Below are 22,202 nucleotides of genomic sequence, written 5' to 3'. Positions count from 1 at the left end.
TCCCTCCTACAATACAGGTCCTTTCGTTCAAGGTATCAGATACAGCTTCCAGACACAATCTTTAAACGGTCTTGTGACAAATTGTTTACATCCTGATCAAACTTTAGTGACATCTCCCCTCTAATATGCACTATATTCAGTCCTTAATCACAAGGAATGAAGGGTACATACAAAACCAGAGTCTTTCTGGGAGGAGGATATCGGTGTCTATTCGTAATACACGGCAACAGGATAGCAATGCAACAACGATCACACAGGATTCTATGGAAGGAAAAAAGCGCCAAAGAGCAAATCCCTCGGGCTCTGGTCGCCTTATCGCGCTTGATGCTGTTCGGGGACTGGCCGTAATAGGCATGTTTTTGCAGCATTTCGCGCTGAATGAAAGGAACGCCTTTGTTTCTGGGAATACAACCTTGCTTTTTATACTCTGTGGCGGAATCTCTTACTCGATTATGGCCGGACGAATGCTGGGGAAAGGAACCGACATAAAGGTATTTCGTACGCGAATGCTGGCCCGGTCCGTATTCATCGACATCATTGGATATCTGCTGATCATGTTAAATGCTCCGTTCGGTGTGATTCTGCCAGCCTATGCTGGACTGTTCCTTCTGGCGTTGCTATTGGTGCGTCGCTCGACCCGGACGCTTGTCTTGACAACAGCAGTTCTGATCTTGATCGCCCCACCTCTGATGATCCTTGGAGGAAGCCTCCTGTCAGGCACTTACTTACTCAGGGACATTGCTGGTGGTCCAATGTCAGCGCTTGGACTGGCACCTGCCTTCGTAGCTGGTATGGCGATTGGCCGCCTTAATCTTCAGCATGCGCGAACAGCCTTCTTGTTCGTTGTTAGCGGAGGATTCATTATCGCGATCAGCAAACTGCTCGCTACGTTCATTATGCGTGGTCTTAATCAGTCATTTGAAGCATGGATCGTAAGCGTTCAGGGCACTGTAGTCAACCAACCTGATCCTTATGCTATTTGGCCGCATAATGTGGATTCTCCGATGTGGCATATGCTTCTGTGGACAGCTCCACACAGTGCTTCTACATTTCAGACACTTATGGGGCTGGGAATCGCGTTCCTGGTGCTAGGAATTGTCTGCCTCATACCCAACAAGCTCTCAGCAGTGCTCAAGCCTTTTGCAGCCGTCGGACGTGTTGCATTGACAATGTATACCTTACAGTTCATTGTGATCTGGATACTTGAGCTAGCTGGAATTGAACTAGGATTGGGTAGTATGCCATTAGGTGATTTGCTCGTTGCAGTAATAACCGTAGCGATTAGTTGGATCATTGCGCTGCGCCGCACAGGTCCACTTGAAGCCTTCATGAGAAGATTCGACCAAGCCTTCACTCCCGCAGCCGACACGAATAGCGGTTCATCTAAGTTATAGTCAACTGCTAAGTTATAACCAGCTACACAAAGTCAATAAGCTTACCTAGTCACTGTGTACAATGCTAGGAAAGCTTATTGACCCTTTTTAAGGTAAGTTGGAATTATATAACTACAAAACACTGCATAATGGGTATGCATTGCGAACAAGCTATAATCATTACACTGTGAGGAGGATTTTTGTAATGAAACGAATAGTTGCATATGTATTGCCCTTGCTCCTGGTTACAGCCTTATCAGCTCCGGCTTTTGCCCAACACACGACGGATCGAGACATGACGTATCAAAACAATAGGGCCAATTACCAAACGAACTCCGTTCGAGCTAATGCAGTGGACAACGATAACAACTCGAATTGGGGTTGGCTGGGATTATTAGGTCTGATCGGATTAGCAGGCATGAGAAAAAGAGTACCTGATCGTTCCGATCGATAAGTAAGCTTATATCCATCAAAGAGCAGTGAGGAAAATCATCCTCCTGCTCTTCGCATTACCTAGGTCCCACAATACTAAATGGTTAAACTATTCAATTAAAAGCTCAAAGTTTTTTTACACTTAAGTAGCATTTTTTCCAGGAGCAGGGTCACCGGTCCGGTTAGCGCAAAGGCTATAATCGTTCCAATACCTACAACCCCTCCAAGAATAAATCCAGTGCTAAAAAAGATGGCATCTACGCCAATTCTACCGATGTCATACCGAAGTCCGAATTTGGACTCGACGTATCGCAGAACAGCGTCTAACGCATACATTCCATTGCTGAAATTCATCAACAACACATAAGTCATGGAGAAAAAAATGTTGGCAAGAAGCACAATGGAGATTTTTGCCCATAGTGAGAATTGAGGCAAGTCCATATCGGCAATGAACGGATGAACCCAGTTAATCAAGGGACCGATTAGAAGACAATACATAATGGAGCCTAACCCGATAGACTTATGATTTAACCAAAGACCTGCAGCAAGAAAAGCAATGCTTAGGCCGAAGCTTGCAAGCCCGACACTGATGCCGAGGCTTTTATGCAAGCCGTCTAATAAAACCGTTAAGGTATCGGACCCTATATTACATTCGATAAATAAATTGACGGCTATGGCGCTTAACAGAGTCGCTACGAACACGATAACCAATTGGCCGATACGATTTGCGAATACAGGGGAAACCAATTTCAATCGAGATCTTCTCCGTTGGAAGCAATCACCTTTTTCATCCAATGATAACTATCCTTAAGATAACGCTTCTTGCTTCCCTGACCATAATCATCCTGATCTACATAAATGAAACCGTACCTTTTGCTCATTTCCGAGGAGGAGCAGCTAACGATGTCGATCGGCCCCCAGGCATAATATCCTCTCAAATCCACCCCATCTTTAATAGCTTCTTTCATTTGCTCAATATGATCCCGGTAATAATCAACCCGGTAAGGATCGTGGATGGAATGATCTTCTTCCAGACGGTCATGGTAGCCGACCCCGTTTTCCGTAATATAAATGGGACACTGGTACCGATCATAGAACAGATTAAGCAAGGTACGCAATCCGACAGGATCAATGGTCCATCCCCATGAATTAGCTGGAAGCTCGAAGTTGCGGTACGGACCCGTTTTGTTTTTCAAGCTCTCATTATCAAAAATACGAGTATAGTAATAGGAAAATGACATAAAGTCAGCCGTATGTCGCAGCGCCTCTTCATCACCCTCCGCGAACTCAACCGTAATGTTGTTGTCGTTGAAGTAACGGAAAGCATAGCCAGGATAATAACCACGCAGCAACACATCGGAGAAGAAGTATTCCATTTGGTTATTGCGAACGGTAGCGAATACGTCTTCTGGTTTGCTGGTCGCCGGGTACGCAGGTCCACCACAAAGCATCATACCGATTTGCAAGTCAGGATTCAGCTCTTTGGCATATTTCGTAATCAAGCCGCAGGCTACCATTTCATTGTGCACACCTTGATATTTAGCGGAGAGCAGATCCTCTACAACATCCTCCGCAATACCTAGATGGTTAAAGGATTCATGAACGATTAAATTGATTTGATTAATGATGATCCAATATTTCACCTTGGTATGGTAACGATCCAGGATGACTTGGCTAAAGCGGTGAAAAAAATCAATCATTTCTCGGGAGTACCAGCCTTTATAAGCCAAAGTTAAATGAAGCGGCATTTCATAGTGGGACAGCGTGATCATCGGCTCCATCCCATTGGCAATAATCTCGTCAATCAAATGGTCATAAAACTTCAATCCAGCTTCGTTGGGCTGCTCCTCATCGCCGTTTGGAAAAATCCTTGTCCAGTTGATCGACGTGCGGAACGTTTTGAGTCCAAGCTCGCTGAGCAGCTTCAGATCTTCTTTATAGGTATGATAGAAATCAATGCCCCAGCGTTTTGGAAAAATCTTCTCTTTATTCTGAATGGCATTTTTAATATAGTCGGTAGTTAGCTCCAGGTTATATTTTTTCTCTAACGGAACTTGGTCTGTATACTCGTTAATATCCGCTACGCTTAACCCTTTTCCGTCAATATCATAAGCACCCTCAGCCTGATTGGCAGCAATGGCCCCTCCCCATAGAAAGTCGGCAGGAAACCCAGATGGAATGGTCTTCATAGTTTATACTTCCTCTCTTTGCTTATTGGTCTCTAATTGGTTCAATCTCTTGTCGAAGCTTTCAAAAATATCAAGCAGCCGCTTGGCCAAGTTAATCTCGCTGTAGACGGTCATTAGCGTATCTTGTGCATGAGCGAATAACACCGAATAATCTCCTTGCTGGCCTTCCGTTTCTTTTTGGATGCAATTCGTTTGCACCCGATGAGCAATGACGATTTCAGCGTTGGCTAACTTCATTTTTGACCTTGCGCCGTCAAACTCAGCATCCTCAATGTCCTTTAATGCCTCCATACAGTGCTTTCTTGCTTCTCCTGCATGCAAAATGATTTGCATCGCTTCCTGAGCCACTTGTTCCGATGTCATGATTATGATCTCCTTAACAAATTAATGGGCTTGCTGCGCTTCCTTCTCAACCTCTTGTTTCTCGTACGTTTTGAAAAATGGATACCAAATCAGCGTTGCTACAACAACACAGATCAGCATCAGCATTATGCCTGTGACCGTTCCCGTCGTGATCCAGGTGGAGATCGGAAACGGGACGTACCACATATCGAATATCACTTTTGGTATAGGAGCAAACGGAATCACTTTCGTTCCGAACCACACGATTGCAGGCAGGACAATACCAATGATCCACATCGGAATCATCAATAACGGATTCCATACGATGGAGCCGAATATTAAAGGCTCGTTGATGTTAAAGATGGAGGGAACCAGACTTGCCCGCCCCAGAGCTTTCAGTTTGGTGCTTTTGGAGAACATATGCATAACAAGTAATGGCAATGTACAGCCAACGCCTCCCACCCACAGGTAAGCGGAAAATATCGTCTCTGATGTAACCAGATTGTGCGCTCCCATTGTCGCATTTGCGGTGATCGCCGCCAGAAAAATGGGTTTGGTTACCGGGGTCAATACCCAACTGGAAATCCCCATGGAATACAGGAAGCAATAAATAAACAGAATCAGCATAAATCCCCAAGGGCTTTCCGTGATGTGAGCCAGCGGCATAAATATATTCAGAATGATATTGTAAATATCGACATGAACGATATCGACTAGCAGCCAGGCTATAATCAAAGTGATGCCAATCGGAAGCATCGAGTCGAACCAGGATCTGACAAAGTCCGGGATAACGGACTCTTCCTTAAAGAAAGAGAATCTTCCGAACAAGCTCATCACATAGCCGGTAAAAAGAGCAGCGATGATGGCAACGAACATTCCCCCGGTTCCCAGCGAACTATGATTAAAACCGACAGTACCATCCTTGACGACTTGAGGAGACACAATGATCAAAAAAGTGATCAGACCTGTACATCCGGCAATAAAGCGCTGTTTTCTTAACTTCTTTTTCTCCATCAGGTTGAACGGTATGAGAAAAGAAACTAACAGTGAAAGCATCCCCATCGTCCATCCGAACGGTACCCAGAAATTAGGGTAATTCGGTATTTTGTATAAATCACCTGGTATCGTCAGTAGGCAAAATACCGATCCTAGAAGAATGAAAGGTAACAGCTGCATGACAGAATCCTTGAGTGTCACAATCCAAACATTATTGTTGACCTTATTCATCTTTGGAGAGAAGTCATTTTTGAGCCATCCGATGAAGTTATTCATTGTCCTTATCCCCTTTAAATGTTCAACTCGCTTAACAAATCATCCAAGGCTTCTTCCCCGTTTAAGGTTGAATAATAAGATGGCTTCATTAAGAGCACTTTAACATCCGTACCTTGCGTGAGCTCCTTAATGTCATCCATAATATAAGCCAAGTGAGGACCCACTAATAATGCATCAATATCATCAATGTAATTTTCAATTTCTGCCTCTCCTCTGGCTTTGATCTCCATATTCAGGCTTCTTTTTTTAGCAGCCTTGCGAAGATTGGCAGCCATAAAACCGGAGCTTGCTCCCGACCCACAGATTAGCAACACGTTTAGCACTTCTTCTGCATTTGCCATGGTAATCATCCTCGCTTTTCTATATAATCGTGTTGTGACAGCGCTGTCATCCTTACAACCACACTATATTACAATTTCAAAGCCGCTCTCAAATAAAAAACTGCACTCCTAAGGTGAAAGATTTTAAAGCGAGGAAACGCCCATGAAAACACAGTATATCGATTTAATTCATTATTTAAGCAACTGCACGCATTGGATACCGTCGCAAAGCTTGGCAGATCGATATGGCGTGTCCAAACGCACCATCAAGTCTTACATTGGTGAGATTAGTCAGCTCCACCATGGGTTAATCCTCTCGTCAAACAAAGGCTATAAAGTGGATACGGATCAGGTGAACACCTTTCTGAACAGCGAACAAACGGCCATCCCTCAGATGCAATCCGAACGAATTGCCTATATTCTGAAAAAAATAGTGCACACCAATCAACCTATTTATATACACGATTTAAGCGATGCACTGTTTATCAGTGAATCAACGCTGAGGCTGGATTTGAAGCTGATCAAGGAAAGGCTTGCCAAAAGCAATCTGGAATTGAGCTGGGCCAAGAATCATATTGATTTGCGAGGCAAAGAAAAGGACAAGCGTAAATTAATGAGCAGCATTTTGTATGAAGAGGCAAACGGAAGCTTTATCGACGTCGATAAAATCAAGAGTTTTTATAGCGAACTGAACGTAGATTACATTCGAAAAGTCGTTGTGGAGACCTTTTCTTCCCACCACTTTTTCACAAATGATTTTTATTTAACGAACGTGATCATTCACATTACCATTGCACTGGATAGAATGAAGCATGATTTTCAATTTTTGAATAAGGCCGTAGATTTTCACACGGACAATGCTGCATATCAGATTGCCAGAGAGATTGCCTCACAATTGGCAGCCTATTTTCACGTCCAATATTCAGAAGAGGAAATCGCGGATTTGGCGCTTCTGATTTCGTGCAATGGTACAAACGTCAACTTTACGCAAATCGAAGTCAGCGATCTGGAACGAATCGCCGGGAGCGACTGTATTGATTTGGTCAGCGAAATCGCATTCAACTTGCACAAGTATTACTATATCAGTATTGCCGATGCTGATTTTATTACCCGTTTCACGCTGCATGTTAAAAACCTGTTGATGCGATTAAACAACAACCATTCAACGAAAAATCCATTAACAAGCACGATCAAAAAGGAATGCCCTCTGATTTACGATTGCGCCGTACATGCATCCCTTGTGATTAAAGAACGAACCGGTTATCGGATCAGTGACGATGAAATTGCTTATTTGGCTTTTCATCTGGGGTATGCCATTGAATTGCAGCGGCAAACCAACGTAAAAATCTCGTGTACAGTGCTGTTTCCACTCTACTACAACATGAATGTACAAATGATCAATAAATTGCAGCAGTATTTTGGCGACGATATTTCGATTCATTCGATTGTTACGGACGAAAGCGACTTGAATTACACATCTAGTGATTTCATTATTTCATCCGCCCAGCTACACAAAATTCCGGAAGTGCCCTTTGTCGTGATTACTCCCTTTTTTATCGAAAGTGACCGCGAAAAAGTATCGGATAAAATATTTGAGATAAAAGAGCATAAGAAGAAAAATCAATTCAAGCTCCATCTGGAATCCTTTCTGGACGAAAGGCATTTCTGCCATTCCACGGAGCAGTCTGAGAAGGAGGATGTTTTACGGTTTATTTGCCAAATTCTGAATCGGGATGGCTATACGGACGAGGATTATTACTCCAAAATCCTGGAACGAGAAACCATGTCGTCAACCGCATTTGGACAGGTAGCCCTACCCCATGCGATTAAAATGGAGTCCCACAAAACGGGCATGTTCATCTACCTGAATCCGAATGGGATCAAGTGGGATCATTCTATCGTGAAAATTGTGTTATTAATCACCGTGAGCGGAGAAGGAAGAAAGATTTTCCGTGACGTATTCGATTCGCTCGCTACCATATTAACGAATGATACCCATGTGAATGTCCTCTCTTCCCTGGATAATTTCGAGGACTTCATCAACCAATTAATCGCCTGCTGGGAATAATCGTTCGGCATCTCCCAGCAAAGGCGCTTATCATTGATGTCATTTCCCGGCAGGGATAGAGGACTTGCGCCTTTGGACATAGTTCTCCTGAGAGCACTCGGCACGGTATGGCTCAGATTTCGATGGAGTTCTCGGCAAATGGAGGCATGATGCCTGCCTAATTCACGGACAATGGTTCTGGCACTATTCCCCTGCTAGTAGAGGATTTCTAGCTTGCTGCGCATTCATTAAGGTGTCTTAACATAAAGAGCCCTAGGTAGTTTCTTCAAAGATGTGGTTCGATAACAAGTCATTTAAACTAATGATTTTACTTCCTTTACTTTCATAATAGCTCAGCATTTCGTTAATTTTCCTTTTATCATAGCTTGTAATGCAATCTGATAATACATTAACGCTATAATTTACTTTGCGTAAGTTGTAGCAGGTTGATTTCACACAAGCAACAGCATCTGCTCCTGTTATGTAGAAGTCACTTATTTGATTGTTGCTAATAAAGTCTGTGAACTCTTCACTGCTCAATGCGCTTCCTTTGTATTTTGTAAAAACATTTTCGGATACCATGTTTAAATCTGGAGCTAGTTCAGCTCCGCGAGTATTGGGTTTAAAAGTTCTCGTGCCGTCTGATAAATTTTCATGCCTAATGTAGATCACATGAATATCCTTATCCACTGCCCATTTTATTGCTCTATTGATATTATCAATTATTTCCTTGTAATTCTTTGTTATGTCGTTTTGAATATCTATTATTACCAAAGCTTTCTTCACCATAGGGCTTCCTCCTCGTATTGGCTTGTTTGATTTTCATCATACTATTCAATTATTGACAACAGTATGGCAGTATTCTAATACTGATCAAAAGAAATTTTGAGAAATTGAAAGTATGTCGTTTGATCCCTTCGTTTATAATCCACACACAAAAAAGCTCATTCCTACTCATGGTTCAAGCGGGAAAGAGCTTTGGGAAGTTTATCAGGTGTTTGATTTATTGGTTTAAATGTACGATCTTGTTTTTTGGGTTGTACATAGGCAGTTGAAAATGTTCACAGACTATGTATCTATTTCAAGATCGCCTACAATATTGAGATTTCTATTATATGTAGATTAATGAATCTTTGGAGGCTCAGACTGCATCGCATCATTAAGCTGGGCCAAAAAAACACCTTCGTTCGGGCCAGGGTTATTCCGAAATACTTCTGCTTCTTTGACCAAAACTTCGTCTATATCCGTGCCAAGTAGCTTTAGCGTTGCATCAATAAATGAAGAAAGCGGCATCGCACGCGGCTCATCATTATTGCTCTGAACCCACGGTGGTACAATTTCTATTACTTTCACCGAAGTATCTTTAAGCATGTATCTTTGGGACAGTGTATAGGTATGAAGTGCTGCCTTCGTCGCAGAGTATATAGCAGTTGCCGCTAGTGGTACAAATCCAAGAATCGAAGTCGTGTTGATGATAACAGCTTCTTCTTTGGACTTCAAATGGTCGATTAATGCAGAAGTCAATCGAATGGGACCTAACAAGTTCGTGGCGACTGTCGAAACCAAAACATCCTCATCGATCCTCCCCACTGCGTTATCGGGCTGAATGATGCCGGCGTTGTTAATCAAGACATTCAAATCCGGAAATTGTTCGATTACATGATTGGCTGCCCTCTCTATACTTACAGGGTCTTGTACATTCAATTCCACTGCGAACATGCCTGGATTCGCTTGGATGGTCTCCTCTAGACGCTCTTTACTTCGGCCAGAGATAATAACTTTGTTTCCGAGATGCTGAAGAGCTTCTGCTAACGCACGTCCAATTCCCGAACCGCCACCTGTAATAAAAATCGTGTTTCCTGTAAGTTTCATCATTATACCTCCTCTTAATTTGAACTTGTTGAATTATCAACATTCATTTTATATAGTGAATGTACCAGGGCTATAGATGGTCTACAATGGTTAAACCAGGTTCAATTGTTCATTTTTCAACAGTTGGGTTCAAGTTGTTCATTTTGTATGGGATGGAGAGGAGGTAAGATATGGACAGGCGCATTCCAAAATCGAGACAAGCTATTATCGATGCTTTTATGAGGCTGATGTCGGAAAAGGAATTTGAGAGCATAACGATCAACCAAATTGCGGAGGGAGCAAATGTCAATCGAGGAACAGTATACTTGCATTTCGATGACAAGTACGATCTACGCGAGCAATGCATGCAATCTCAAATTAACCAGTTACTACAACATTGCATGTCTGAAAAAAACCTCAATCATCTCCCTTCGAAAACCTCGCTACATCGCGCGTTTGAATATTTGGAGCAGCATGCTTCTTTCTATTCCATAATGCTCAAGAGCAAGGGAGGCACTGTTTTTCGAAACCAAATGGAGACTATGTTCAAAAAAAGCCTGAATCAGCATCTTGATTCGATCAATCCCGGTCCAGAAATGAACAGGGAAATTACGGTACAGTTTTTAATAGCAGCGACAGTCGGTGTATTAGATTGGTGGATGATCCGTTCAATGCCTTATCCGGCACCGGTCATGGTTGAACAATTTTGGTGCTTGCTGAACCCAGGTGACAAAGGCCAGGAACATCGTTCCATTGGAAGTTGCTGATTTGGCAGTGTCTGACAGACTGGGCGAAATCGACTTTTCAAACCACAATAAATCAACAGCACGTGGTGCAATAAAATACACTCTTATGACATCAAAGCAAATAGGTGTAATGACTATTGCAGCGGATACAAACTATAATTAGACAGATTCAAAGAGCAGCGAGGTCAATCCTTCTGCTCCTTTTTGTCTGGTAGCTCTTATTCTGTCGAAGTAAAAAATATAGTTCGCTAAATCATGTACTATGAATATATGTAATTATAAAAATGCTCCACCAGCGTTAGCCAACAGAGCTCTTAAAGTCGTTTCTAAATTCATATTAGATATACAATCAGTTGATTTTAATCAACTCCAAGATCGGTTCAACGAAAATAGCCCCTGTAAGGGGGCTATTCCAGATACCCAGCACGTCCTTGTTGCCATCCAGATCCATGCCGATGACCATGTAAGTAGCTTTACTCACGATGGTCCCGCTTAACCTTGAAATGGATGGCATCCAGAAACACGATAGCATACGTCGGTTGCAAGGAACCGTTATATAGTCACATCGACTATTGAATAAACTCTTTGACCATCCAATTTAAGAATCTCTCTTTTTCCTCATAGTGTGGATAGTGCGCCGACTGTTCATAAGAAATGAACTCTTTTTGTTCCGCTTCAATTCCTTCAAAAAATAACTTAGCAGCTAGTGAGGAGGTCATATAATCGTAATCACCCATAACAAAATAGGTGGGTAGATCCATCTCAGTCACCCTAGAAGGCAGGGAATTCATCATGGCTTCCCCTATCAAAATTTCTTGTGAATAGCTCATCCCTTTCGTGTGACGAAATGTATCTACGATGTTGTATTCACTGCTTAACGCCTTTCCCCAGAAGCTCTCATCTGGATTTTCCATCAACCTTGCTGCACCGCCATATTTCTTCACGTATTGTCGTGGCGTAAACGCCTGACCTTGCTGTATGGCTTCAGCAACCTGTTCCAGTTCTTGAACATCTTTTTCATTTCCGGCTAGTCGAGCTTGCTCGACGACATAACTCCAGCTCTCTGTCTCGCTCAGAAGCACATCTCCAACTTGACCTATACCGATGTAGGCTTCGAATTTCTCAGGTGCTTTCTGTGCAGCTAGTGTACCAATGTATGTGCCAAATGAATGGCCGATCAGTATCACCTTTTTCTTACCTAAACGCTCAGTAATGTAGTCGGTGATAGCCAATAAATCCTCAACCAGTAAATCAGCTGAAAGATTAGAATAGTCCTCGGAAAAATGATAGGATTTCCCACTTGCACGCTGATCATAGTTTACTACCGTAAACCGGGATTCCAATAAATCTTGGTTTTTCTTAGCGAATGGAAGCTCCGATGATGCTGGACCACCATGTACAAAGAGAATAACCGGATTATCCAAGTTATGACCTCGAATCATAATCGCATGTTTAGACCCATTTATGTCTACTTGCTCCAACGTGCTAATCCCATTCTCCGTTTTTATTTTCGGAGTCCATGTAGGAAAGTAAAAGACTACGAGTGAAAGGATGAGAATAGTAACACCTGTCCCTAAAATCGTTTTCTTCCATTTATTCATGCTAGTAATACCCCTCTCTTTTTCAATTCAGGCACGCGACGGTGCTACTTGCTTGCTTTGTAAGCATAGATCTTAAAAGTCATACTTACATAGTGCGGTTTAGTAATGATTGAAGGTATGACAAAAAAAATCGGCAACCCAGATGAGTTGTCGATTCTCAAGTTCATAATTAAACACATTTAACCTTGCTAGCCATCCATCATTCCTGAATCTCTTGCCTTACGTGTTGCCTCTTTCCGTCCCTTTACATCCAATTTAGAATAGATCGAAGAGATATAGTTTTTAACAGTTCCTTCACTAAGAAAGAGCGCTTCGGCAATATCTTGATTTCGCAAACCGGATGCAAGCTTGTGAAGCACTTCAATTTCGCGTGCGCTTAATCCGTAATCATTATTTTTTGGAGCTACGGCCTGGGGCATATTTCTAAGCATCTTGCGCGCCATTTCCTGAGAAATTAAAGTCCCCCCTGTGTGCACGACTCTTATTCCTGCGGCCAGTTCCTTGGGACGGATGGCTTTGAGCAGGTATCCTTCTGCTCCATTGCTCAAAGCCGTAAGAACATAATCCACTTCCTTGTAAGAGGTCAACATTATAATTTTGATAGCTGGAAATTGCTTTTTAATCCGTAACGTTGCGGTAACACCATCCATAACAGGCATATTAATATCCATTAACACAATATCGGGTTGAAATTGCTTACTACATTCGATTGCTTCCTCTCCATTTTTGGCCAATCCGACAATTTCAAAATCTTCTTCAAGAGAAAGAACAATATCAAGACTTTCCAGAATCAGCTCCTGATCATCGGCAATTAATATTTTAATGTTCTGCAGCACGCAGCATCACCCCACTTAATGGAATTTCACATCTGACCTCGGTAATTGTAACCGCTCCAGATGAAGAGGAGAGGATCAGCCTGCCTCCTAGGTGCTGAATCCGTTGCTCCATGGTGGTTAAGCCAAAACCATAATCCAGTTTATCTATGGGCTTACCATTATTTTGAATCACCAAATGCAAGACTTCTTCAGCAATATAAAGTTTTAATTGCAGTGCAGATGCTTTCCCATGTTTCAACGCATTCGTAAACGATTCTTGAATTACACGAAGGATAGCCTGCCTTGCTTCAAAACGCATGGGTTGCTCAGTCAAGGGCAAGTCCAACGTAACATGCGTCCCTGTATGCTCGGTAAAGCTAGTCGCAAGGGTCTCAATTTGCTTGTATAGGCAGTCATTATCATCTCCCCCTATTTCGTGAACGATCTCTCTAATTTCGTCCAGATTTCGTTCAGCTAAAGTTCGCAAACGAGTAAGGCGCTCCTTCACCTCCATAGGCTTACGATCCATAAGAGCGATAGCCACATCCAGACTCATAATCATCGAGATAAATGAGTGGCCCAGTGAATCATGTAGTTCCTTGGACATCCGATTTCTCTCTTCCACTAAAGTCATTTGTTCGACCTGAGCAGCGTAATGAATTAACAATTTGTTCTGATGTTCAACTTCAACGGCTAAAGCATTTTTCTGATGATAGGCGTTAGCTATAAAACTAACCCAGATCCCAATAAAGCAAAATAACAGGTTATCAATACCCATGCTCATGCTTTGATTCAAAGTATATCCCTGATAAATTTGGAAGCCGAACGGTAGCAAAAATATAACAGGAAGCACCCAAAACGTCTGTCTGGTCAATAAATAACCCATGATCAGACTGGGAAGCAAGTAATCGGAATTGAACATGAATTCAGGATGAATCATGGAGTTAACATAGTAAGACCCGCCGAGTATAATCTCGACTATGCAAAACCATGTTTTATTTATCCTCCGTTGTGGGAACCAAAACCACATCGGAACAAAAAAGGCTGCCAACAACCAGATTATTTCCAATTGGAGTTGGACAAGATCTTTTGAAGCAGTCACAATTCCAATAGCAAGTAACAAATAATAATAAGATCGAAGCAAAAAAATGCTCCAGTCCATAAAAGCAATTATCTTCTTCACTTGTGTACTCCTCCAGCCTGGTCATCGCTCCGAAATCGAGTAGATAATCTAAACTGCTTGATCACCGGACATCCAAACACTATCTCCCTTCTCCAAAGCAACACTATAACTAATTCCCTAAGACCTCGATGAAATTGATTAAAGCTGTATCATAAATTGAACAATTTCAATGATTAATAACTAAGATAGTCTACCACTGTTTTTTACAACAGCAAAGCGAAGCGCACTGCAAAATTCAGGGTTATTATTGGATCTCATATAACACAGTACTATATTTATCGGATACTTAGGAATCTTACAATTGCGGGGTTAGCTACTAAAGCAGACATTCCAGTTGTAGCGTTTAGTAGAATTGAGAGAAATGTTAAATCTGCAAAGATTCAGATGCTCCAAAGTCTGTCTGGGTTACTTGACTAGCCCGTTTCATATCTTTCTTACTAAGATAAAATCTCTGAAAATACTTTGTGAGAAAAAATAAAAAAGACCAGATTAGTGTAATCAGCACAGGACATAGTATATGCATATTGATGGCATATAAAGCCTTACCTGAAAATGACACTCAGCTTGTATACACCTGTTTCACATCCAGATTCCTGTACTGAATTGCCTCCGCAACATGAGCTACTTCAATATGCTCTTCTCCAGCCAAGTCCGCTATTGTCCGTGACATCTTCAAGATGCGGTCATAGGAACGCATGCTCAGTCCAATCGCTTCCACCGTATGCTCCAGCAATTGCTCTGCCTCGCGGTTCAGCTCCGTATACTTGCGTAGCAGCCTTCCAGATAGCTCACTATTCCAGGCAATTGGCAGCTTGGCATACCTTTGAGCCTGTACAGCCTGAGCCTGCAATACCTGCTGTCGCATATCGTGGGACGAGAGATTCTCCGTTTCCTTACGCCATTCCTTCGGGCGTGGCACCTCTACCTGCACATCAATCCGATCCAGTAGAGGTCCGGAGATGCGTGAGCGATACTGCGCGATTCTGGCTGGACTACAGCTACAGACCTCACCATGAGATTCTCCACTTAACAGTCGGCCACATTGACAACCGTGTAGTTAACACCTTGGGACTATATATCACTAAGGAAACGCGGCTGTTTCCAAACGAACCACCTGAAGAGCTTAACACATCTGGAGCTCGAATCCGGTATCATCGGATACTTCGGAGTCTCACAATTGTAGAGTTGGCTGCTAAAGCAGGCATTTCAGTAGTAGCGCTCAGCAGAATAGAAAGAAACGTTAATCCCGCAAAGATTCACACACTCCAAACTCTGTCTAAGATATTGGGCCAGCCTGTTTCGTACCTTGGGTGCTACGATGGAATGCTTGAGAATACTTTGGGGGAGAAGATAAAAAAAGCCAGACATTATCATGGTCTGACCAAGCGTGAATTAAGTGCAAGAATAAAAGTCGACGCAAAGACAATTCACAACTGGGAGCTTGGAAAGACCAAGCCTTCTACTAAGTATCTAGATAAGGTTCAAACTGTCATAGAAATCCTTAAGGAGTATGATACAGTGTGATTATTAGTATTACTGAATGTACCTCAGCAATTAAGACCATCTTTTGCTCTTCTGCCTGTACCTGATTTGCCATGTCATTCAACTCCTTTGTTTATTTTCTGCACACAAAAAAGCTCATTCCTACTCATAAAACAAGTTGGAAAGAGCTTTTGAAAGTTTATCAAGTGTTTGAAATGTTTAGTGTTTGGTTTGTTGGTTGTAGTGTACGATCTTGTTGTTAGGGTTGTAAACAGGTTTATACTAAAAGACTTCTTCCGACATTAATATTAAGTGAAAACCCTACTCCATCCGTACCTTTTTGTGTTGAGCATATATTCTTTAACAGGTATGAAATTAGCACTATTTAATTCAATATATACATTCGATCTTGTTGCTATAGACAAGTCACATCTACCATAAGGCCATGCCAGAGTTCCCTCTACTTCATAAATATTTCTTTCATCTTCCTGATATACTTCACCCCAAGTTTTGTTTATTTTCATTAAGCTATTATCTGGCCAGCTTAGTTTAGTGTAAGGGGGTTCCTTACTAAATAGTTCGACTTCTATATCTCCACCAGTAACATCATGAAATGTGAGCCTAGAGTAACCCGATACGTAAATATCATCATTGAATGGTTTGGTATGTTCAGTTAATCCATACGCTTCTAAACCAAATACACTAATAGGTAGAGTTACCCCCCATACATCTAGTGCTAATTTAGTAGAAGAAATTGATGAATAGTCAATGTTTATTGTGGACTCACCCAAGTATATGATCTCAAATTTTTCATTAGTAATATTTAATATCATGTTTATTTTAACCTCCTTAAAATTACTTCTAATTGTTTACTTAGTGCCTTCTCACTGAAAGCATCGCCGCTAGTTGTTTTCTGAGTTCCAAACATTAAATCATCCGAAGCTTTCCCTTTGTTTACCAATTCAAAACCGTATTTCGAAAGCTCTTCATCATTCATTTTATATATTTTGCTGAAATAGGGGTTTTTCTCTCCACCTACTATTTTCAATAAGCCTCCTGGCTCAATTACTCGTGGAATATCACCCTCAAGAGCATTATAACCATGTGGATTTTGCACAATTACCTCTGCCTGTGAACCTGTTTTAATTCCAACCAAGTTATTGGCATCCATTACCTCAACACCTTCAGCTCGTGGATCAATGTCCCCATTCCTATATCCTGGTCGAGGGTTATCTCCTGCACCTACATTTAGCCTATTACTTTCATCAAGTTTTCCCGTCCCCTCAGTCTTACGACTATTCGCAGCTCCCTGGTAATTCAATGTATCGTCAAATTCATCAATCGGACGGTTAACACCGGGGCCACCTTTCTCCTTAGGCTGCGGATCTACAGTTGTCTTACCTGAAGTCGAGCTCAGGGCTCTGCCCTCCATATACGCCGTACCTGCACCGTATGCAGTAACAACCGCTGAATCAATTTTAAACCATCGACTCGCATTTTCAAATGACAGTCGGTCCATTTCTTCAACCGTCAGCTTCGATAAATCCTGGCCTTTCTTTTGCAGGCTGTGCAATTGATAGATTAGGTATGAGTTATGTCCCAGTTCCTCTTGGCTTAGTCTTTCAGTAGCCTTGCTTCCATAGAGCCATACCAAGTAGTACTGCTGCGCTTGATAGAACCCTTCCTGCTCTCCACCGTACAACTTGCTCTCTGGATTTCTTGCCTTGATCTCCGCTAGTGTCTGCTTGCCGATGTCTGCATTCGGCCTTAGCATATCCTTCTCCATGTGCAGAGCCATATACGTACTATACCGCTGCTTCCGCTTCATCTCATCCTTCATCGCCTTAATGAGCTCTTCGGCCATCGGCGTTCTGCCGAACATTCTGGCGGCGGTGTACGCCTTGCCCAGCAGCGGACCACCCACAATCGACAATAGATGCTGACCGAATATGCTCGAACTGGAACGTCCTCTGGCTCCTCCTGATGATACATGGCCCATGAACGGCATCGCACCAGCGACTGCCACAGCGACAACGGCACCAACAGCAGCGACCACCGGGCTTGCACCTAAGACTGGGATCATACCCGCCACTGCCTGACCCAGCTTCAGCGCATTGAGTTGCGTCCCCATCAGATTAGCCGCAGGAGCTTGGCCCCCTTCACTTCCCTTCGAATTCGAAGAGCTGCGACCTGACGAGGAATCTCCACCCTCTCCCCCGGAAGCGTCCGGCGAGTCTCCGGGAGTCGGGGCTCCGGCAATGGGCGGTTCCCAGATCAGCTCCAGATCGGCCACGAAGACGGGCCGCTTCACCGTTCCCTCCAGCTTCACCTGTGCTGAGCGCAGATCGGTCTCACCGTCCAGCACGAGACTGCTGCCTCCGGCATGCAGATAGATGGCACTACCTGCATCCACCTGCACACGACGATCTGCATGGAGCGACAGACGACTCTTGGCAGAGACCGACAGGCTGCTGTCACTACTCACCTGCACGCCACCGGAGTGAAGCCGAATATCTACCTTTCCGCTGCTTGCCGTCAGCGTCAACTCAGATGGGCTGAGCTGTATCGACTTCCCCGCCGTCGTACCCCACACCTTCACCTGGGGATCAGTCAGCTTCGCTGACGCTGACTTGGCCCGGCGGATTGAGGCCGTTACCACAGCCTCCGACTCCCGCACATTCGGAAAATAGACCTGAACCTGGTCCCCCACCTCCGGCATGACATACCAGCCGCTATGCCCCTCGGCGCTATAGAGCGTTCCGTAGGGGAACCACCACGCCTTCGCAGGGTCCTGCTGCTCGTCCACCTCCAGATGCACACGCAGGTGATCCTCTTTGACCTCCAGCACCTTGCCTTCCAGTATCGCCCCTGTCAATCTTGCATTGTGCTGCAGCGGCTTATGAATGCTGCCTTCAGGCATCAGGCGGTACTCATGGAGCAACAGTTCTCTTTGGGTGCTCGTCGTGATCTCACCGACGGTCCAGTTCGTTCCCGCCCACTCTACCTCATCTCCCGGTTGGGCCTGTGTTCCGCTCTCCAGCATATGAATGAACTCAGCCGTGGCGTCCTTCTCGAAGCTCCGTCTCAGCCGATAATGGGTGTTGTCCAAGCTGACGGAGCGTCCCTCCGGTACGCCGAACCAGAGCTTCGGACCAGAAAGCGTCACCTCAGGAACCAGCATTGTTCCAAAACGGGATGCCATCCGTTGCAGGAATGCCCAGTCCGTCTCCTGATACTGGACAAGGAGCTCACCAAGCTTGACTTCATCGCCAACCATCTGGATGCAGTCCGCATCGGGATAAAGCTCTAGCACCTGCCGAATAAGCTCAGCGTACGTCATCTGCGAGTCCTGAAAAGAACGCGTCCGCGGTCTAACGTCCAGTTGATAGGTATGAGACACCGCCTCCAGTTCAACGGTGTGTACTCCTCGAACCATGCTCATGCGCACCTGCTGGAGCTCCCCATGAAACAGCGTACGGGCAGGCTGGCCCTCCTCCCCTCGGAGCGTAAGTATGAGCGGTTGATCCGCTCGGGCCTGCTCCAGCACACGTCCCTGTTGCTCCTCGTCTACAATTCCCGTCAGGAACAGTCTGGCGTGATCGTGCAGCGGGCGGCTCATTCGCATATCTGAAATCCTTTGCAGCGCAAATGGCGCTGACAGCTCCAGCCGATGTAGTGGAATGTGACTGGGCTCTACTTTTGTGCTCTGATTGGTCGGAATCTCACTCATCGCCATTCTTCCTCATCTCGTTGTTCCTCCCCCGTCTTCCCTTCCTTGTGATGAACGTCCGCTCAGTCGAGGTTCTGTCCATCATCGTCAATTCGAATCATGCCTCCATACATGCAGGCGTTAGAGCAGCTTTGCAGCAGCGCTGGCTGACCTTCAATCAGCACATCCTTCTTTCCACCAATCCATGCTCCCGTGATGACCGGGACACACGGTGCTTTGGGCACTCCGTAGATATCCACCAGCTTGCTCGCCTTCACCGCAGGGTTGGCCTTACACCAGCACCTGCCAAAGCCAGATATGTTCACTCCCGGCTCACAATCGCCGACATTCATTTGCGCCTTGCCTTTGATATATACACCATGGCTTAGCGGGCGCTTCAGCCGAGTGGGCTGTGTGCCGAAGCTACAGCTTAGAATGGCCCCGGCTACGACATATCCCAGCTTACTTCCCTTTCCGGGCCGCAGATCTTCCTTCCCGGCAGAAGCACTATTCCCTGTCTGTGACAATACCCTCACTCCTTTGCGGCATCATGGCCACCGCATCCTGATCTCCTAACATTTGTCTCTCTCAAACTGCTCTTGCCTACTTCTACTTCTACTTCTACTTCTACTTCAGCCTGTCTACAGATCAATTGAAGTCTGCATATGGTCTCTCTCTGTAGTTTCTTTCCTGCTAATTCGTCTTCACCTCACTGCCCATGACCGTCGTCTGACCGCCCAGAGACACCGTACTGCCCTGACTAGAGAGCTGGATTTCCTGTCCTGCCGTGATCTTGACCTTGTCTCCTGCACTCAGCGAGATATTTCCACCTGCACTGAGGCTGATCTCTTGATCACTCGTAATATGAATACCTTCCTTCTCATTCAAGCGAATAAAGACGGCTCCGTCCTTGCTGGAAATGATGATCTCATCCGGTGTCAGCCGAATTTCTTTACCGTGTGGGGTACGAAAAATCTTCACCTGCGGATTACTGAAACGGTTCTGTCCCTGCTGTCCCTCCTCACTCCGTCCCTCCCGTGCTGAGCTGCTGGCGAAAGCCCCGTCCTCCAGATGCGCTGGAAAGGTAATGCGTACGCGATCCCCCAGCTCTGGCATCACATACCAGCCGCTATGCCCTTCAGCGGTATAGGGAGAAGCATACGGGAACCAATAGGCTACTGCTGCCTCCTGAGTCTGATCGATATCCAGATGTACACGCACCCGATCTCGCTCCACCTGAATGACGCTGCCCAGCAGCGATAAGCCTGTCAGCTGTTCATTGAACAGCTCGCGGTGCCGGAGACCTTTATGCGTCGTCATAGTGTATTCGTGCGTTAAGATGCCTTGCGTCATGCGGGTATGGACCTTGTATACGTACAGACTTTTACCTTGAAAGGCCACCTGGCTGCCCAGATCCAGCACTTGCTCGGTCTCCAGCCCATAATCCACGAAATCCTGCTCATTCACCGGGGTCGTATCATTTCCGTTAAAATGACGATACGTCTCGATCCGTTTACTGACCGTATAATGATAGTTGGACAGATTCAGGCCAGAGGGCATTTCCTCCACGCCAAAATATAATTTGGGGGTATCAAAGTTCGATGCAGGACTGAGGGAAGTCCGATAGCGCGAAGCCATGCGCTTCAGGAATGCCCAATCCGTCTCGGCATATTGGACCGTAAGCCTTCTTAAGGCCGCACCGCCTGTGGCAGAGTCGATCAGGTCAAAGCCAGGATAGTCCTTTCCTACGATGTGCAGCATCGTCTCGACTGTCATATTCTTGTCCTGAAACGATCGACTTCTGGGGCGAATATCCAGCTGATAGCTGTACGACACCGCATCCACCTCCAGATAGTACACATCCCGTACGACCTTGATCTCGATGTTCAGTACCGTGCCGTGAAACAAAGCAGCCTGGCTGCCGTCCTCTTTAAGCTGGAATACACCCACAGGAGAATCTGCTGCCGTCATCTGCACATAGCTGTCCTTCCATTCCTCAGGCACCATGGCGGTAAACGACAGCCGTGTGTGCTCATTCATCTGCTTGCGAATATGAAGCTCCTGAATGCGCACGTGCTCGTAGGGGGTGATGTGTAGTAAATCATACGTCGTTCGCGGGGTCGTCATAGTGTCTCTCCTTTCGTAGGGATCATCTTCAGGGTGGCTAACATCCGGTAGGCAAGTGGTCTCCAGATGGGTAGATGCTCAGCCGTACAGTTAAAGGTGCCGATTAAGGCCTGGCCCTCCAGCTCCGTGAAGAACATCAGATGATACAGCAAGTCATTCCATACAGGCGTCGTGAATTCACAATAGCCGAGCTGTCGACCGTGAATGTCCACCAAGCCCTCGCTCTGCCATTCCTGAATGCGCTGTGTCTCTTTAATGACGGCTGTCATGTCCATCGTGAGCTGCTCTACATCCTGTGGGCCGATATCGCTGTCGATCCAGTTCAAAGCCAGATTGATGCTCCCCTCCTGATTCGTCAGGATCAGGGATGGACGATGGGCGGACGGATACTTCATTTGCTTGAGCTCCGGTGCCATCTCATGAAATGTAACTGGCATCGTCATCCCTACTCGTCCATCCAGCAGCAGACGTTCTGCGAACATCAGAATCTCTCCGTCTACACGACGCATTCCCTTCAGCCACTGCTCTGAAGCTTCCCCGAGTGCGATAGCTTCCTCTAATGTTCCTGTCTTTGCGATCCCCAGATCCTCAAGGCCCTCAACTTCTTCCGCTGGCTCCTCCTGTTGGATTTGGCGCAGGCTAACCATCATTTCATCCAGGTGCTTCTTCTCCAGATGTTCCATGGATACTCCTCCTTCTTGTTGACTGGCTTG

General features: G+C 44.9%; 21 protein-coding genes and 2 pseudogenes. 5 read left to right on the top strand and 18 right to left on the bottom strand.

Going from position 1 to position 22,202, the window contains the following annotated elements:
- Positions 1-263 precede the first annotated feature (263 nt).
- Both MKX74_RS09485 and MKX74_RS09480 read left to right on the top strand, forming a co-directional pair.
- Entirely contained in the window at positions 264-1,394 is a 1,131-nt protein-coding gene (locus tag MKX74_RS09485) for a DUF418 domain-containing protein (protein WP_341180545.1), read from the top strand.
- Positions 1,395-1,578: 184 nt separating this feature from the next.
- A complete protein-coding gene (locus MKX74_RS09480; protein WP_028591622.1) occupies positions 1,579-1,827 on the top strand; it encodes a WGxxGxxG family protein in 249 nt (82 codons plus the stop codon).
- A gap of 95 nt (positions 1,828-1,922) precedes the next feature.
- Here the strand turns inward: MKX74_RS09480 and MKX74_RS09475 are convergent, their stop codons facing one another.
- From MKX74_RS09475 to MKX74_RS09455, 5 genes are read right to left on the bottom strand one after another with little or no spacing between them, the layout of a single operon-like run.
- On the bottom strand, positions 1,923-2,558 hold the full coding sequence (locus tag MKX74_RS09475; RefSeq protein ID WP_341178199.1) for a membrane protein: 636 nt from the start codon (positions 2,556-2,558) through the stop codon (positions 1,923-1,925).
- Positions 2,555-3,994: a glycoside hydrolase family 1 protein gene (locus MKX74_RS09470; RefSeq protein ID WP_341178198.1), complete on the bottom strand. Its 1,440-nt coding sequence runs from the start codon at positions 3,992-3,994 to the stop codon at positions 2,555-2,557. Before MKX74_RS09470 ends, MKX74_RS09475 begins: the two co-directional genes overlap by 4 nt.
- Positions 3,995-3,997: 3 nt before the next feature.
- Entirely contained in the window at positions 3,998-4,357 is a 360-nt protein-coding gene (locus MKX74_RS09465) for a PTS lactose/cellobiose transporter subunit IIA (RefSeq protein ID WP_133567912.1), read from the bottom strand.
- Between the two features lie 21 nt (positions 4,358-4,378).
- Entirely contained in the window at positions 4,379-5,608 is a 1,230-nt protein-coding gene (locus MKX74_RS09460) for a PTS sugar transporter subunit IIC (RefSeq protein WP_018883499.1), read from the bottom strand.
- Between the two features lie 14 nt (positions 5,609-5,622).
- On the bottom strand, positions 5,623-5,931 hold the full coding sequence (locus tag MKX74_RS09455; RefSeq protein ID WP_267879780.1) for a PTS sugar transporter subunit IIB: 309 nt from the start codon (positions 5,929-5,931) through the stop codon (positions 5,623-5,625).
- A 229-nt stretch (positions 5,932-6,160) separates the two neighbouring features.
- On the opposite strand from MKX74_RS09455, the gene MKX74_RS09450 reads away from it, so the two are divergent.
- The gene (locus MKX74_RS09450; RefSeq protein ID WP_445667261.1) at positions 6,161-7,996 is read left to right on the top strand and encodes a BglG family transcription antiterminator; all 1,836 of its coding nucleotides are present in this window, start codon (positions 6,161-6,163) and stop codon (positions 7,994-7,996) included.
- Between the two features lie 42 nt (positions 7,997-8,038).
- Here the strand turns inward: MKX74_RS09450 and MKX74_RS28205 are convergent.
- The 3 genes and pseudogenes from MKX74_RS28205 to MKX74_RS09440 form a co-directional block, all read right to left on the bottom strand.
- Positions 8,039-8,220, bottom strand: a pseudogene (locus MKX74_RS28205) (helix-turn-helix domain-containing protein); the annotation flags it as partial.
- A gap of 28 nt (positions 8,221-8,248) precedes the next feature.
- Positions 8,249-8,764, bottom strand: a complete 516-nt coding sequence (locus tag MKX74_RS09445) for a cysteine hydrolase family protein (RefSeq protein ID WP_341178196.1) — start codon at positions 8,762-8,764, stop codon at positions 8,249-8,251.
- Positions 8,765-9,097: 333 nt separating this feature from the next.
- On the bottom strand, positions 9,098-9,847 hold the full coding sequence (locus MKX74_RS09440; RefSeq protein WP_341180544.1) for an SDR family oxidoreductase: 750 nt from the start codon (positions 9,845-9,847) through the stop codon (positions 9,098-9,100).
- Positions 9,848-10,017: 170 nt separating this feature from the next.
- On the opposite strand from MKX74_RS09440, the gene MKX74_RS09435 reads away from it, so the two are divergent.
- The gene (locus MKX74_RS09435; protein ID WP_341178195.1) at positions 10,018-10,593 is read left to right on the top strand and encodes a TetR/AcrR family transcriptional regulator; all 576 of its coding nucleotides are present in this window, start codon (positions 10,018-10,020) and stop codon (positions 10,591-10,593) included.
- 391 nt (positions 10,594-10,984) lie between these two features.
- Here the strand turns inward: MKX74_RS09435 and MKX74_RS09430 are convergent.
- From MKX74_RS09430 to MKX74_RS09410, 5 genes and pseudogenes are all read right to left on the bottom strand, one after another.
- Positions 10,985-11,126: pseudogene (locus MKX74_RS09430) on the bottom strand (transposase); the annotation flags it as partial.
- A 15-nt stretch (positions 11,127-11,141) separates the two neighbouring features.
- Positions 11,142-12,173: an alpha/beta fold hydrolase gene (locus MKX74_RS09425; RefSeq protein WP_341178194.1), complete on the bottom strand. Its 1,032-nt coding sequence runs from the start codon at positions 12,171-12,173 to the stop codon at positions 11,142-11,144.
- Positions 12,174-12,361: 188 nt separating this feature from the next.
- On the bottom strand, positions 12,362-13,009 hold the full coding sequence (locus tag MKX74_RS09420; RefSeq protein ID WP_341178193.1) for a response regulator transcription factor: 648 nt from the start codon (positions 13,007-13,009) through the stop codon (positions 12,362-12,364).
- A complete protein-coding gene (locus MKX74_RS09415; RefSeq protein ID WP_341178192.1) occupies positions 12,993-14,171 on the bottom strand; it encodes a sensor histidine kinase in 1,179 nt (392 codons plus the stop codon). Before MKX74_RS09415 ends, MKX74_RS09420 begins: the two co-directional genes overlap by 17 nt.
- Positions 14,172-14,730: 559 nt before the next feature.
- Positions 14,731-15,204 (bottom strand): magnesium chelatase subunit ChlI family protein, encoded by a 474-nt coding sequence (locus MKX74_RS09410; RefSeq protein WP_445667313.1) that lies wholly within the window; start codon positions 15,202-15,204, stop codon positions 14,731-14,733.
- Here MKX74_RS09410 and MKX74_RS09405 point away from each other — a divergent pair.
- Positions 15,135-15,695: a helix-turn-helix domain-containing protein gene (locus MKX74_RS09405; protein WP_445667260.1), complete on the top strand. Its 561-nt coding sequence runs from the start codon at positions 15,135-15,137 to the stop codon at positions 15,693-15,695. The two genes, MKX74_RS09410 and MKX74_RS09405, sit on opposite strands and share 70 nt — an antisense overlap.
- Positions 15,696-15,961: 266 nt before the next feature.
- Here the strand turns inward: MKX74_RS09405 and MKX74_RS09400 are convergent, their stop codons facing one another.
- The 5 genes from MKX74_RS09400 to MKX74_RS09380 all read right to left on the bottom strand — a co-directional run bounded on the left by MKX74_RS09400 (position 15,962) and on the right by MKX74_RS09380 (position 22,172).
- On the bottom strand, positions 15,962-16,486 hold the full coding sequence (locus MKX74_RS09400; protein WP_341178190.1) for a hypothetical protein: 525 nt from the start codon (positions 16,484-16,486) through the stop codon (positions 15,962-15,964).
- Positions 16,487-16,488: 2 nt separating this feature from the next.
- Positions 16,489-19,383, bottom strand: a complete 2,895-nt coding sequence (locus tag MKX74_RS09395; RefSeq protein WP_341178189.1) for a contractile injection system protein, VgrG/Pvc8 family — start codon at positions 19,381-19,383, stop codon at positions 16,489-16,491.
- 62 nt (positions 19,384-19,445) lie between these two features.
- Entirely contained in the window at positions 19,446-19,889 is a 444-nt protein-coding gene (locus tag MKX74_RS09390; RefSeq protein ID WP_133567931.1) for a PAAR-like protein, read from the bottom strand.
- 166 nt (positions 19,890-20,055) lie between these two features.
- Positions 20,056-21,489, bottom strand: coding sequence for a phage baseplate assembly protein V (locus MKX74_RS09385; RefSeq protein ID WP_341178188.1), 1,434 nt, complete (start codon positions 21,487-21,489; stop codon positions 20,056-20,058).
- Complete coding sequence (locus MKX74_RS09380) at positions 21,486-22,172, bottom strand: hypothetical protein (protein WP_341178187.1); 687 nt, start codon at positions 22,170-22,172, stop codon at positions 21,486-21,488. Before MKX74_RS09380 ends, MKX74_RS09385 begins: the two co-directional genes overlap by 4 nt.
- Positions 22,173-22,202: the final 30 nt, after the last annotated feature.

This window comes from Paenibacillus sp. FSL K6-1230 (genome assembly GCF_038002385.1).
GTDB lineage: Bacteria > Bacillota > Bacilli > Paenibacillales > Paenibacillaceae > Paenibacillus > Paenibacillus massiliensis.
The sequence above is the reverse complement of the archived record's forward strand: the minus strand, read 5'-3'. Positions and strand labels throughout refer to the sequence as shown.

What these genes read in the sequence shown, in the direction of transcription:
- MKX74_RS09485 (WP_341180545.1), top strand. Translation starts at nt 264, where the DNA reads ATGGAAGGAAAAAAGCGCCAAAGAGCAAATCCCTCGGGCTCTGGTCGC.
- MKX74_RS09480 (WP_028591622.1), top strand. Translation starts at nt 1,579, where the DNA reads ATGAAACGAATAGTTGCATATGTATTGCCCTTGCTCCTGGTTACAGCC.
- MKX74_RS09470 (WP_341178198.1), bottom strand. Translation starts at nt 3,994, where the DNA reads ATGAAGACCATTCCATCTGGGTTTCCTGCCGACTTTCTATGGGGAGGG.
- MKX74_RS09465 (WP_133567912.1), bottom strand. Translation starts at nt 4,357, where the DNA reads ATGACATCGGAACAAGTGGCTCAGGAAGCGATGCAAATCATTTTGCAT.
- MKX74_RS09460 (WP_018883499.1), bottom strand. Translation starts at nt 5,608, where the DNA reads ATGAATAACTTCATCGGATGGCTCAAAAATGACTTCTCTCCAAAGATG.
- MKX74_RS09445 (WP_341178196.1), bottom strand. Translation starts at nt 8,764, where the DNA reads ATGGTGAAGAAAGCTTTGGTAATAATAGATATTCAAAACGACATAACA.
- MKX74_RS09440 (WP_341180544.1), bottom strand. Translation starts at nt 9,847, where the DNA reads ATGAAACTTACAGGAAACACGATTTTTATTACAGGTGGCGGTTCGGGA.
- MKX74_RS09435 (WP_341178195.1), top strand. Translation starts at nt 10,018, where the DNA reads ATGGACAGGCGCATTCCAAAATCGAGACAAGCTATTATCGATGCTTTT.
- MKX74_RS09425 (WP_341178194.1), bottom strand. Translation starts at nt 12,173, where the DNA reads ATGAATAAATGGAAGAAAACGATTTTAGGGACAGGTGTTACTATTCTC.
- MKX74_RS09400 (WP_341178190.1), bottom strand. Translation starts at nt 16,486, where the DNA reads ATGATATTAAATATTACTAATGAAAAATTTGAGATCATATACTTGGGT.
- MKX74_RS09395 (WP_341178189.1), bottom strand. Translation starts at nt 19,383, where the DNA reads ATGAGTGAGATTCCGACCAATCAGAGCACAAAAGTAGAGCCCAGTCAC.
- MKX74_RS09385 (WP_341178188.1), bottom strand. Translation starts at nt 21,489, where the DNA reads ATGACGACCCCGCGAACGACGTATGATTTACTACACATCACCCCCTAC.
- MKX74_RS09380 (WP_341178187.1), bottom strand. Translation starts at nt 22,172, where the DNA reads ATGGAACATCTGGAGAAGAAGCACCTGGATGAAATGATGGTTAGCCTG.